The organism is Rhodobacter calidifons (assembly GCF_011174775.1).
Taxonomy (GTDB): Bacteria; Pseudomonadota; Alphaproteobacteria; order Rhodobacterales; family Rhodobacteraceae; genus Tabrizicola; species Tabrizicola calidifons.
On record NZ_JAANHS010000011.1, the window covers coordinates 76628 to 89474 of the forward strand.

General features: G+C 63.4%; 12 protein-coding genes. 5 read left to right on the forward strand and 7 right to left on the reverse strand.

The genetic code is table 11. From position 1 onward, the window contains the following. Positions 1 to 11 precede the first annotated feature (11 nt). Genes G8O29_RS13960 through G8O29_RS18905 form a run of 6 tightly spaced genes read right to left on the reverse strand, consistent with a single transcriptional unit; the run spans position 12 to position 9719 of the window. On the reverse strand, positions 12 to 725 hold the full coding sequence (locus G8O29_RS13960) for a M48 family metallopeptidase (RefSeq protein WP_166403838.1): 714 nt from the start codon (positions 723 to 725) through the stop codon (positions 12 to 14). After that, entirely contained in the window at positions 722 to 4105 is a 3384-nt protein-coding gene (locus tag G8O29_RS13965; RefSeq protein ID WP_166403839.1) for a type I restriction endonuclease subunit R, read from the reverse strand. The genes G8O29_RS13960 and G8O29_RS13965 overlap by 4 nt, the downstream gene beginning before the upstream one ends. Continuing rightward, complete coding sequence (locus G8O29_RS13970; RefSeq protein WP_207623829.1) at positions 4102 to 5352, reverse strand: restriction endonuclease subunit S; 1251 nt, start codon at positions 5350 to 5352, stop codon at positions 4102 to 4104. Before G8O29_RS13970 ends, G8O29_RS13965 begins: the two co-directional genes overlap by 4 nt. Further along, positions 5345 to 8074, reverse strand: coding sequence for an N-6 DNA methylase (locus G8O29_RS13975; protein ID WP_367890182.1), 2730 nt, complete (start codon positions 8072 to 8074; stop codon positions 5345 to 5347). Before G8O29_RS13975 ends, G8O29_RS13970 begins: the two co-directional genes overlap by 8 nt. A gap of 30 nt (positions 8075 to 8104) precedes the next feature. Next, positions 8105 to 8464, reverse strand: a complete 360-nt coding sequence (locus G8O29_RS13980) for a hypothetical protein (protein WP_242679115.1) — start codon at positions 8462 to 8464, stop codon at positions 8105 to 8107. Beyond that, entirely contained in the window at positions 8421 to 9719 is a 1299-nt protein-coding gene (locus tag G8O29_RS18905) for a hypothetical protein (RefSeq protein ID WP_242679116.1), read from the reverse strand. The genes G8O29_RS13980 and G8O29_RS18905 overlap by 44 nt, the downstream gene beginning before the upstream one ends. On the opposite strand from G8O29_RS18905, the gene G8O29_RS18910 reads away from it, so the two are divergent. From G8O29_RS18910 to G8O29_RS14000, 4 genes are all read left to right on the forward strand, one after another. Next, the gene (locus G8O29_RS18910) at positions 9718 to 10278 is read left to right on the forward strand and encodes a phage major capsid protein (protein ID WP_242679117.1); all 561 of its coding nucleotides are present in this window, start codon (positions 9718 to 9720) and stop codon (positions 10276 to 10278) included. The two genes, G8O29_RS18905 and G8O29_RS18910, sit on opposite strands and share 2 nt — an antisense overlap. Positions 10279 to 10358: 80 nt before the next feature. After that, on the forward strand, positions 10359 to 10694 hold the full coding sequence (locus G8O29_RS13990; RefSeq protein WP_166403842.1) for a DUF2190 family protein: 336 nt from the start codon (positions 10359 to 10361) through the stop codon (positions 10692 to 10694). Further along, entirely contained in the window at positions 10694 to 11005 is a 312-nt protein-coding gene (locus G8O29_RS13995) for a head-tail joining protein (protein WP_166403843.1), read from the forward strand. Before G8O29_RS13990 ends, G8O29_RS13995 begins: the two co-directional genes overlap by 1 nt. Next, positions 11002 to 11631: a DUF6441 family protein gene (locus G8O29_RS14000; protein ID WP_166403844.1), complete on the forward strand. Its 630-nt coding sequence runs from the start codon at positions 11002 to 11004 to the stop codon at positions 11629 to 11631. The genes G8O29_RS13995 and G8O29_RS14000 overlap by 4 nt, the downstream gene beginning before the upstream one ends. A gap of 6 nt (positions 11632 to 11637) precedes the next feature. Here G8O29_RS14000 and G8O29_RS14005 read toward each other — a convergent pair whose 3' ends face one another. Then, positions 11638 to 12336 carry a hypothetical protein gene (locus G8O29_RS14005; RefSeq protein ID WP_166403845.1) on the reverse strand — a complete coding sequence of 233 codons (699 nt, stop codon included), beginning with the start codon at positions 12334 to 12336 and terminating at the stop codon, positions 11638 to 11640. 86 nt (positions 12337 to 12422) lie between these two features. On the opposite strand from G8O29_RS14005, the gene G8O29_RS14010 reads away from it, so the two are divergent. Beyond that, complete coding sequence (locus tag G8O29_RS14010) at positions 12423 to 12842, forward strand: acyl-CoA transferase (RefSeq protein ID WP_166403846.1); 420 nt, start codon at positions 12423 to 12425, stop codon at positions 12840 to 12842. Positions 12843 to 12847: the final 5 nt, after the last annotated feature.

Consider the following 12847-nt stretch of genomic DNA (forward strand, 5'->3'; position numbering starts at 1 on the left):
TGCCAATGCCTTCAAAGCTCGCCACCTTTTTGCTTCAGCCAAGCTTTACGAATTTCATAGTCTGGCATGACAGAACTGAGCATTTTCCAGAATTTTTCTGAATGGTTTGGAACCTTGATGTGCACCAGCTCGTGCACGACAATATATTCGATGATTCTGGGTTGCAGCTGCATTGTCCGCCAGTGAAAGTTCAATGTCCCATCTGCGCTGCATGAGCCCCACCTGTATCCAAGATCCATTACCTGGACGAAGCGCCCGGGCTCCACACCAACGATTCTTTTCCACCTCTGAACAGTCTCATTCAGGTAGGGATGTGCCGCCCTAGTATAGTATTCTTCAATCCGCTTGCCCCCCGAGGCAGCTTGCTCTCGCCGCAACAGAAGCCGATCGCCCTCGAACCTGACGCTCGGCACACCGGTCACATTTTTAGGAACATCAACGAGTTTGAGGCGATAGTGCTTCCCAAGCAGATGGAAGCCTTCGCCATCCACAAACTCTGCAATCCGAAAAACATCCTCGCGCGCACTTTCGCCCTGCTCAGCGAGCTTTTGGTGAACCCATAATAGCTTTGAGGCTATAAGCTTTGTCGCCTCATCTAGCGCTACTTCCTGCGGGAGATGAGCAACGAGAGATTTGTCTCGTTCAACCGTAACGCCGACCGTTCTCCGCCTTGTGCTTCGCTTCACTGAGAAGACGAGCTCATCAATCTCGATCGTTTCGCTCATGAGGTGAATGCCGCTCGGTTTGCCCTCGCTACCCCCATGCAGTCGGAAGAAATCGCGTCCAATTCACCGAAATCGAAGATACTGCAGTTGTCGAGATGCTGGAAAATCCAGCGCCTGGCCGCCTCTTGGCTTACCGGATTGTCCCAGAACCCTGAGACAGCGCTTTCCTCTCGCAAGTGCTGAACGATCCTGGCGGAAAGCTCTGCCAAGTCCGCATCTCGATCATCATTGCCATAGCGCAGGCGGAGGATGCCGAAGATCGGAGCTTCCGTGTGAGGTTCAAGACCGTGGACCGAGAAGCCGCCACCAGAGCGAGCGGTAGCTTCGTCGATCAGCGCCTGAAGTTGCCGGGCAATCTCATCCCAGTCCTCGTGGTGGCTCGTGAGGATGCCCTCAAGGCGATCGCTGAGTGTCTTGTACTTCGCAGGGTCCTTCTCGAAGGAAATAGAAATGTGGTGGCGAAGGGCGTTTTCCATTTCCGCTGCCTTCGCCCGACCGCCCGGTTTCCGCGCCACCTCGGCGGCAAAGTTCGGGTCCAGGATCTCGATTGGAGGTACTTTCGGATCGATGCCGTGCGCCTCGATGAAGGCATCGAGCATGGCTTGAACCTTGTGGGCGACCCCCCGGACGTCGAGCGAACGATCTCGGTAAAGGTTGGCCGCAGCCTTGGCGATAAACGCGAAAATCTTCACGTCACGCGTGAATGGTCGTGCCTCGGGGCGCGGCATGAGGGCATCGAACAAGCCGACGAGTTTCTTGACGAGAACGAGGAACTTAGCCCGGAACTTCTGGTCCTTCAGCTTGGCTACGCATGTGTCGACGTAGGCTTGCAGGTCGGACCCGAGGGTTATCCCGACATCGGAGAAGTGTTTGACCACTGCGTCACGCGCTTGCCGCAGCTCCGGCAAGAGGTCTTCAGGCTTTCCGATGCCGCCGGTCAGATCGCTTTGGTCTTCCGCGTCGTAGATCGCCAAAGCGTCCGCGAGGTTCTTTCCGACACCGTAGTAGTCGACGACGATACCGAAGCGCTTGGCCTCCCCAGCCGTCCGGTTGGTGCGAGCGATGGCCTGCAGCAGCTCGGCGCCCGATATGGCCCGGTCGAGATACATCGCCTGTTCGACCTTGGCGTCAAAGCCGGTGAGCAGCTTGCTTTTCACCACCAGGATCGCGAGCGCGTCCTGGGACAGCGGCTTCTTGAAGCGTTCGATGCGCTGCTTCGTCTCCGAAACACCGCCCCAAGCCTTCAGATGTGGCAGGTCGTTGTGGTCCACGGATATGACCGCCGCGAACTCGAGCGCCTTGATCGCGTCCAGATAGGGCAGCGCCGTGGAGAGGAACGCCACGTCGCCGCCAGCCTCCTGCGCATCTTCCGGAGCGATATCCTTCAGGATGTCCGCAGCGCCCTCGATGGCGGCAACGATCTCGTCGCGGGCGTCATTCAAGGCGTCGACGTACTGAACCGCCAACTCCCTGCTCGCTGCGACGAGCTGCGCTTTCAGGTCGTTGGGGAGAATGTTGACGATGTAGTGCCGGAGCACATCGATCGCTTTGGCCTTCAGCGGGTCAGCCGCGTTGAGGACACGCGCACGCGTTGCATAGCGGTCCTTGATCGCCTCGCGCTCGTCGGCCGACTTTCCGGCAAAGGTGGCGTCGAACAAGCCGTCCAGCGTGCCCTTGTCCGTGACGTCGGCCTTCAGCTCCCTCCCCTCGTAGAGGATTTTCACGATGGCGCCGTCGGCCTCTGCGTCCCGGAGGAGATAGCGGTCGATGTAGGTGCCAAAGATCTCCCGAGTCTTCTTCTTGTTCTTCTCTTCGATCGGCGTCCCGGTGAACCCGATGCGCGCGGCGTTGGGCAGAGCGTCGAGCAGGTTCTGGTGGAGCCCGCTGGTGTGCGAGCGGTGCGCCTCGTCGATGAGGACGAGGACGTCCTCGCTCTCGTTCAAGACGGGGAACGCCTTTCGCTCGCCGATCTTCGCGACCAGTTTGCCGGAGCGCAGCTCGTCGGTCTTGGCTGGCAGCAGGTTCTCGCCCTTGGCGTCAGGCTGCTCGTCGTTCTCGGCCGCGAACACGATCTCCTGCTCATCACCTTCGCCGTTCCGCTCCTGCAGCTTCTGGATCATGACGAACACGAGATCCGGCTCCTGCCGGCCCAGATGCGTCTTTGCGCCATCGGCATTTCGCGCGACCCGCATGACCTGGCCGGCCAGTTTCGCCGTCTTGGAAAGCTGATCCTCCAGGTCGGTCCGGTCGGTGACCACGACCACCTTGAACCGTCGGAGCGCCGCGATCGTCCGAAGCTTCCTGACCAGGAACACCATCGTCAGGCTCTTTCCCGAGCCTTGGGTATGCCAGATGATGCCGCCCCGGCGGTCGCTCATGCCATCCTGGCGGCGGGTCTTGCCCTCCTGCAGGCGCTGCAGCGCGATGTGGACGGAACGGAACTGCTGGTAGCGCGGTACCACCTTGATGCGCACGCCGTCGTCCGTCGTCATGTAGACGGTGAAGGAGCGCAGCGCGTCGAGCAGGTACTGCGGCCGCAGTAGCCCCGCCGCCATGACCTCCTGCTGCACCAGATCCGTGCCCGGCGCCTTGCCAAGCTCGCCGCACACCTCGTCCATGGCGGCGCGCGTCTGCTCGATGCCGACCGGCTTGACCGAGCGCCACGGGAGGAAGTCGTCCGGCCGTGCGGTGACCGAGCCGACGCGGGCGTCGTAGTAGTCGGTGGCGATGAGCAGGTGGTTCGTCCAGAACAGCCGCTCCGCGCCCTCATTCTTTTCGGGCACTCGCCGGTTGGCGTAGCGGCGCATCTGGTCGATGGCGGTCGCGATGGGGTCGGTGACAGCGGGGCTCTTGGCCTCGATCACCACCAGCGGCAGGCCGTTCACGAATAGCACGACGTCCGGCACGATGAACCCGCGGTCGCCGACGGCGCCGGGCGGATCCACGCGGAACTGGTTGACCGCGACGAACTCGTTCTCGTCGCCCGGCTCGAAGCCGATGAAGCGCACGCGGCGTTCGTGCTCGCCGTCGGGACCCGAGACGTTAACGCCGCGCACGATCCTGTCGTGCAGTTCCTCGTTGATCGCGATGAAGTCCCGCGAGGTCGGCCGCTCGAGCTGCGAGATCGCCTGGCTGATGCGGCGCTCGTCCAGCCATTCGGACCCGTCGCCGTTGCGGTTCAGACGGCGCAGCGCGGCCTCGAGCCGGTCGCGCAGCAGCGTCTGCTGGAAGGTGTCGCGGCCGAGCAGGTGATAGTCCTTGCGGCCGGTGCTCGGGTCCTCGTCGGCGCCCTCGACATGGGACCAGCCCATGACCCCCAGCTGGCGCAGGAGCGGGCGTTCGACGACATTCAGTTCGTCCAGACGGTCCTGCTGGCTCATTCGGCAGCCTCCCGGATCGCCACGACAGGCTTGCGGCCAGTGAGGAGGTCGTCTCGCAGACCAAGCCGGAGTGACGCCAGCTTCTCGCGCTCGGATATCAGGGCGTCGATCTCGGCCTGCAGCGCATGAACCGCCTTCATGGCATCGACCTGATCGGAATGCGGTAGCTTCCTGAGTGGCAGGCGAAGAAGCGAGTTGCGGGCGATGTTCTTCATGCTACCGCTCGTTCCGGTCGCTTCCCCTGTGATGAATGCGCGAGCCTGGCGGGTCTGCAGGATGGTGGCGACCCATTCAGGCAGAATGCCGTCGTCTTCCTTCACCCGGACCGCCCAGAGACGATCCGGCAGGAACAGGCCCGGATGATCCTGATCCACGAATGCGTTTTCGCCAACCAACTGAGGCGTGTTCATGCGGCTGAACAGGATCAGGCCAGCTTCGACAGGGCATTTGAGGCGGCTGACCTCGCGCGGCCAGACCGCCTTCGACTCAAGCGGCCTGAAGCGCCCGCCGCCGACCGCGCTAGTCTTCAGAACGCCATATTCTCCCGCTGAGGGCGGCCGGTCATCGGCGTTCACACTGCAGCCGGACGAGATCGCGGCGACGAGTCTAGCCAAAGTATCTGGAGCGTCCGAGCTCCCGATCTGGCCCGGAATTGAAATGAGGTCGTCTAGCAGACCAAGCCGAATAGCCTCGTGCTTCTCTATCAAGACGTCAGTTTCGAGGACCGCATCGTCGATGGCGTCGAGGACGTCGGCGATTTTTGCGCGCTCTGCCGGCCCGTGGCCCGTTATTGAAATTCCTTGGACGTCGCTGTTCTTGAGGTTGTTAATAGCGCTTCCCGAAAGAATGATGTCGATGCTTCGCCGAAACTGTTCGCCTTGGAATACGTGACGCAGGAAGGCTGAGTCGCTCTCGGTCTTTGGGTGAAATACTGAGCAGAAGGCCCCCACAGTGAGTGGCGCGCCGTACTCGCCCTTGTATCGCGCCGCCTTGCCAACAAGCGCCTTCGATCCGTTCGACATGCAAACGACAAGGTCGCCCTCTCCAACGGCCTGAGCGGGTTTGACCAAGTAGCTCGGCACGATCTGTATAGATGTAAAATCTAGCTGCCCATCTTGGATATTCGTGGAGCGAAGGAGAACCGTTCGATCCCGTCCAAAGTCTTCTTGCAGATGCTCCGGGCGATAAGAGACACCCCTGACCCCATCAGCTAGGTCTCCTATCCTGATCGTGGGATCTTCACGCATACCCGAGTTCCTTCAGGTATCCATCAAGCCGCGCCGTCGCGTCCGCCCTCCGGCTCCCGATCCTCGCGAGGCTGACACGATACTTGTCCCAGAGCCGCTCCAGGTCGGCCACCAGAACACCGACCCGGCGGACGCGGGCGCGCTCGAGCCGGTCGAGTAGCCGCTCGCGGTCGATGTCGAGAACCAGTTCGCGGCAATCATCGTCGTCCAGTTCGGCCCGTGCAGCCGTCAACCGCTCGACAAAAGCGGCCTTCAGTCGCCGCAGCGTGGCGCGCGCCTCCTTCAGCTCTTCCTTGATCGCCTCATAGGGGGCGAGCATGGCGTCGATGGTCTCGGCTTCCTCGAACAGCGGCGCGAGGCGGCGTTCGATGGCTGCCAGTTCGGCCTCGAACTCCCGCACATCCATGCCCTGCGCGCGCATCCAGTCGATGGAGCCCTTGGACGGCTTGCCGGTGCCCGTCGTCTTCACCAGCTCCTTCCGGCGCTTGTCATCATCCTTCATTTCGGCGCGCAGTTCCTTGCGCCGCTTTTCCAGTTCCTTGGCGAGGTTGCTGCCTTCCTCGGCCCCGTCCAGCCAATCCTCGGCGCCCTCGACCCCGTCGCCCGTCTCCCAGGCTTCTTTCTCGGCCTTGATCTGCTCCACTTCGGCCTGCGCGGCGGACAGTTCGGTGACGTAGTCCGCCATGCGATGGCGCACGAAGGGATGGGCGAGCAGCTCCTCCAGCGTGACCTTCACGGTCTTCTTGGCGTCGCTGTCCTCGTCGTCATCGGCGTCTTCATCCTCCAGCGCCGAGCGCAATGTCTCGACCCAGCCGTCGACCAGTTCGGCGAACCCGTTCTCGACGATGACGCGCAGCTCGTAGCGGATTTCGTCCCACCAGCCCGCGATGGAGCCCATCAGCGCATAGCGGTCGAGGCAGCCGACCGGCAGCATGGCGGGCTCGAAGCTGTCGAGCATCTCGCGGCGTAGCGGCATCAGGCGCTTGCTTTCGGGAAGCTCCGCCAACCCGGACCGCGCCGACGACCACCAGGCATCGAAGGCCGCGACCATCTCACCCTGCCGGGTCGCGACGCCAAGGTCCGACTCGACGAGTGCCCTGATATCGGCGCGCTTCTCGACGGTGTCCGCGAACTCGGCGTAGTCCGCATCGCGGTCGACGAACGGCGTGTCGACGTCGAAGCCTTGTGCCTGCGCATGCGAGCGGATGCTCACGATTTCCCGTTTCGGCACGCCGCCATGGAGGTGGGCGCGCACGTCGTGGGGCTCGGGCGGCGGGCTGCTGTCGGCATAGCGCCGGATGTTCAGGTTGCCGGCTTCGTCCTTGATGATGGCCGTGTTGTCGATGACCGCCGCGAAGCCGGGCACGTCAGCGAACGCGTCGTAGGCGCTGACGATCTTCTCGATGTGCTCCGGGTCCATGAAGTTCTGTGCGCGCCCTTCGCGATACTCGCGGTCCGCGTTGATGAAGAGCACCTTGCCCTTGCGCGCGTCCGGCTTCCCGTCCGGGTGGCGCATCACAAGGATGCAGGCCGGGATGCCGGTTCCGTAGAAGAGGTTCTGCGGCAGGCCGATCACGGCCTCGATGCAGTCCTCCTTGAGCAGCGCGATCCGGATCTTCTTTTCTTCGCCGCCGCGGAACAGCACGCCGTGCGGCATGACCACGGCCATCTTTCCGGTCTGCTTGAGGCTGGCCAACATGTGCTGGGCGAACATCAGGTCGGCCTTCTTGCCCGTCGTGGGACACCAGCCAAATCGGAAGCGGTCGCCGAACTGAATCCCGCGCTTGGTGTAGTTCTGGCTGAAGGGCGGATTGGCGATCACCCGGTCGAACCGCATGAGGCGGCCGTCCTCGATGTGCTTCGGATCAACGAGTGTATCGCCGTTCCGGATGTCGGCGTCAGGGATGCCGTGGAGTAGCAGGTTCATCCGGCAGATGGCCCAGACCGCGCCGTTGTCCTCCTGGCCATAGAGGCTCAAGCGCCGACCGTCGTGCTGCAGGGCGTATTCGTAACCCTGGTTCAGCATGCCGCCGCTGCCGCAAGTGGGATCGTAAAGCGATGTGCCGCCCTGCGGATCGAGGATGCGGACCATCAGCTGCACCACGCCACGCGGCGTATAGAACTCGCCGGCCTTCTTGCCGGCAGAGTCAGCAAATTCGCTGATCAGATACTCGTACGCAGCGCCGAGCAGGTCCGGAAACTCGAAATCCTCGTCCAGAAGCCGGTACTTGTTGAAGTGGCTGATGAGACGGCGAAGCCTCTCGTCCGGGATCTCCGACTCGCCAACCTTCCGGGCGAAATTGATGTGCCCCAGCACGCCCCTCAAGGCGTTGTGGTTCTCGTTCTCGAGCCCCTCGAGAGCCTTGTTCAACTCGTTGGCGACGTTGGCGTGGACGTCGTTCAAGAGTCGGTCCCAGCGGGCGACTGGAGGAACGAAAAAGGTTTTGGTGTAGGAGGACGGATGATCTGCGCGCTGCAGGGCCTCCGTTTCTGATCGGCCAAGCGCACGTTGTTCCTTCAGAATCTTCTCGCGCTGCTGCTCGAACACGTCGGAGCATCGCTTCAGGAACAGTATTCCGAAAATGTACTCCTTGAACTCCGACGCATCCATCTTGCCGCGAAGGATGTCGGCGGCCGCGAACAGGTGGCGTTCAAGTTTTTCGAGAGTTAGTTTTGCCAATGTCGCGCCTGTCATAGAATGAATGTGCAGGGCATCGAGCACTGTGCTGACGGCCCCAACTCTCCGATTTTACTAACCGATTGAACGGCTCGGGGAAAGGACCGGCTTGTTGCCGTCGCGCGATGATGCCGTTCCGACCGCGTCATGCTGCTCGTTCCAAGCTAGTGGGAACGGCTCCAGGACGCGCGCCAACGTCACCGCTGGCCCGTGTCTGCCGTCAAGTATTGCTTCGACGATGTCCGGTGCGAGCAGGGTCAGGCGCAGGACACGCGTCAGGTAGGAGGAGGCGATCCCTTCGCGCTCAGCCAGTTCGGCGATGGTGGTGAACTCGCCCGAGTCCAGCATGCGATTCCAGCGGAACGCGCGCGCCAGCGCCTTGACCAGCGTGTTATCCGTTCGACGCGGTTGCGCGGCGCTGTCCGGCAATTGCATCTCCTTCCGCCCGCCGCGTTTCACGACGCGGAACGGGATGTGGAGCGTGATAGTCTTGGTGCGGATCAGCGACCGCGCGGATGTCGAGCCGATCTGGCGCGACATCCAGGCCGGGCACATCCGGGCCGTCTCCATCGGCTATCAGGTCCACCGCTTCGACATCTCCAAGCCCGATGGCGGGCGCGAGCTCTGGCGGGCGGTGGACTGGACCCCGTTCGAGGTCTCGGCCGTGCCGGTCGGCGCCGACCCAGCCGCAGGCTTCCGCGCCAAGGGCGAACATCACGACTGCGTCCTCCATCGCCGGGACGCCCCCACGCAAGAAGGAGCATCCCCGATGACCGACAAGACCCCGGCGAGTGACGCCGCAACTTCCGCTACCACCCAGCCGACCGAGCCGAATGATACCGAGGATACCCCCATGACCGAGCCGAAAACGGCTGCGTCCGACCCGAAGGTCGCGGCCAGCGAACCGAAGGTCCACGCAAGTGAGACGCGCAGCCAGCCGAAGACGCAGGCAGCGCCCGCGCCTGACAGCGAGGCCATCGCGACCCGTGCCCGCGAGGCCGAACGCGACCGCGTCTCGACCATCTACGATCTGACCGGCCGCCTGAACCTCGAGCGCAGCTTCGCCGAGGATCTGGTGAAACGCGGCGTCAGCGTCGATGAGTCCCGCCGCCTGATCCTCGATCAGGTTGCGGCCAAATCCGACGAAACTCGGACCTTCCCGCATGTCTCTGTACCCCTCGGCGGCCGGGACGAGCGCATCACCCGCCGCGACGCGGTGGCGAACGCGCTGCTGCATCGCTACAGCCCGACGCTGTTCCAGCTGGAGGACGCCGCGCGCCAGTATCGCGGCATGACCCTGCTGGAACTGGCCCGCGAAAGCCTTGGCAATGCGGGGGTGAACACGCGGGGGCTCTCGCGCGACGAGGTGGCGACGCGGGCGCTGCATTCGACCTCCGACTTCCCCGAGATCCTGTCGGCGGTCACCAACAAGACCCTGCGGCAGGCCTACGAGGCCTATCCCCGCACCTTCATGCTGTTCTGCCGCCAGGTGCTGGCCACCGACTTCAAGTCCATGCACCGCGTCCAGCTGGGCGAGGCCCCGCAACTGCTGGAGGTCGGCGAGAGCGGCGAGTTCAAGCGCGGCACGCTCGGTGAGAGCAAGGAAAGCTACAAGGTCAAGACCTATGGCCGTGTCGTCGCCATCACCCGTCAGGTGCTGATCAACGACGATCTCGACGCCTTCACCCATGTACGGCAACTCCATCGCCCAGCTGGAAAGCGACGTGGTCTGGGGCATCATCACCGCGAATCCGGCGATGGCCGATGGCAACGCGCTGTTCCACACCACGCACAAGAACCTCGCCGGCACCGGGGCTGCGCTCGATGTCGGCAGCGTCGGCGCGGCGCGGGCGGCGATGGCCAAGCAGACCGGCCTCGACAAGAAGACGGTGCTGAATGTCCGCCCCGCCTTCATGATCGTGCCCGCCTCGCTGGAACTGAGGGCCGAGCAGCTGGTGGCCCAGAACCTCGTGCCCGCCGCGACGTCCAGCGTGGTGCCGCAGTCGATCCGCACGCTCGCTCCGATCAGCGAACCCCGGCTCGATGCCGCCAGCGAAACCGCCTGGTATCTGGCCGCGAGCCCGAACCAGATCGACACCATCGAGTACGCCTATCTCGAGGGTCAGCAGGGCGCCTACATCGAGACGCGCAACGGCTTCGACGTCGACGGGGTCGAGATCAAGTGCCGCCTCGATTTCGGCGCCAAGGCCATCGACTGGCGCGGCCTCTACAAGAACCCGGGCGCGTAACCCGCATTCCAACATGCTGAACCCTGACACGCGGGCGGTCCTGACGGGCCGCCCTTCGTCGTTCCACAAGGATCCTCCCCATGAAAACCTACGTCCAGCCCGGCAACACCATCACCCTGACCGCACCCTACGCCGTCGCCTCGGGCGATGGCTTGCTCGTCGGCTCCATCTTCGGCGTGGCCTCCGGCACCGCCGCCCTCGGCGAGGCTGTCGAGGCTGCGCTCGTCGGCGTGTTCGATCTGACCAAGGTCGGCTCCCAGGCCTGGACCGCGGGCGCCAAGGTCTATTGGGACAACACCAACAAGCGCTGCACCACCGTCGCGACCGACAACACCCTCATCGGTGTCGCGACCGAGGCAGTGGCCAGCGGCGCGGGCGACACCATCGGCCGGGTGCGCCTGAACGCGGCCTTCTGATGAGCGCCTTCGCCGCCGCCGTCGGCGCACTCTTCGCCGATCCGAACATCGGCCGGGACGCGGTCTACATCGCCGACGGCGGCGCGCCAGTCCTCGTGCGCGTCGTCGCCCGGCGCGCCGATGTAATCTCCGATTTCGGCGACGCCCGGCTCTGGTCCGAGACCACCCGAATCGACCTGCGCGTGGTCGAGGTGGCGAACCCGCGCCCCGGCGACCGCATCGTGATCGACGGTGATGCCTTCCTCATCCAAGGCGAGCCCGCCCGTGACCGCGAGCGGCTGGTCTGGACCGTCGATCTGAGGCCTGCGTGAAACTGAAGCTCGATATCGATCCCGACATCGTCGCGATGGTGGCAGCCGAGGTGGCGGCGGGCGAACGCGCCGTCTTGGCCGCGATCAGGGAGGCCGGGACCGAGTTGAAGGACGCCTGGCGCGCACAGATTACTAGCGCGGGTCTCGGAGCTCGGCTCGCCCGAACCATCCGGTCAGAGCAGTTCCCCAAGGGCAAGCCCCGCCTGAGCGCGGCGGCGCTGGTGTGGTCGAAGGCCCCGGTCATCATCGGCGCCCATGACACAGGCCCGCTGATCCGGTCGAAGAACGGCTTCTGGCTGACGATCCCACTGCCCGCCGCAGGCAAATCCCTGCGCGGCGGCCGGATCACGCCCGGCGAATGGGAACGACGGCGCGGGCTGCGCCTACATTTCGTCTATCGCCGCACCGGTCCGAGCCTGCTGGTGGCGGAGGGGCGGCTGAACACGAAGGGTCAGGCGGTGGTGTCGCGCTCGAAGACCGGACGCGGTAAGGTCACCGCGCCTATCTTCCTGTTGGTACCGCAGGTCAAGTTGCCGAAGCGGCTGGACCTCGCGCGCGACGCGGACCGAGCGTTGAATAGCGTGCCGGGGCTGATCGTGGCGAACTGGGTGGAGGCGAAATTCTAATAGGTATCATGGAGGTACAATCTTCGAGGCCATATCTCGAAAGAAATCACAGTAGGCAATGAAGTGAGTCTTGTTTTGCTGAATCGCTTGTTGTCCGAAGTGCCGCTGAACAGGCGCTTGCAGGAGGGCAGCAGCCCCGTAGCCTTGCTTTAGCTGCCCATTGGCTGGTTGAAGGAAATGGATTGCTGTCGCCTTGAAATCGGCCTTGCACTTCGTTGAGTCATGCGCAACGCGATTTCTGATGGCGTTCGCGTGCTTTACCAGATCCGATGCGTTCTGGAGAGCTGAAAAAGAGTGCGCTGAGAAATAGAAATCTGCGACCTTGCGAACCCACTTTGGATCCGAAACCTTCAAGTATGACCTGTCTGGTTTGTAATCCGGGTCGAGAGAGAGAAGTTCGTAGGCGTGTTGGATGGTATCCGCCTTACCTGCCTTGAGTGTCGGCGTATAACCGTTGTTTGTCCTCGCGCCTGTCAGAAACCTGACGAGAGAGCGTTCAATGAACTCCTCCCAGCTTGCCACGACGCCCATGAATGCGAGTTCAACGACCTGGCCGACGTACTTTGGGTGTATTCCTGGGTTGCTGGATGGACGGACTCTCGTTGGCAATGCTTGTATCGCAGCGACCAGAGAAGCCGCCGCGGCGATCTCTGAAAGAAACGCATCTCGGACGTGATCAACCTTAGCAGGACGGCCGCTTGGCACCTGAAACTCTCCTTCTTGTCCACCAATTCTCACTTTGTAGCGCGAGTAGGTCTAGCCTTTTCTGGCTTCTCGCAGAGTAGCGATCAATGCCCACTCATCGCGAAACCATCCTCGCCGCGCTGCACGCGCGGCTCTCGGCGCTGCCAGCCACCGCCCTGCGCGGCGAGGTACTGCCCGAGCGCGTGCCCGCCGCTGGCCTGCTGATCCTGCGCGATGGCGAGCCGGGGGAGCCCGAGGTCACGCTCTCGCCGCTGCGGTACCATTACCAGCACCGGGCCGAGATCGAGGCGGTCGTGCAGGGCGCAGACCGTGACGCGACCTTCGCCGCGCTCTGCGCCAGCATCGGTGCGGCCATCTCTGCCGACCGCACACTGGGCGGGCGGTGCGACTGGATCGAGGCTGAAGCCCCGCGCCCGGTCGATCTGCCCATCGACGGCGCGGCCAGCCTGAAGGCGGCCGTGATCCCGGTGATCCTTCACTACACCACGGCCGACCCGCTGGCCTGACCCCC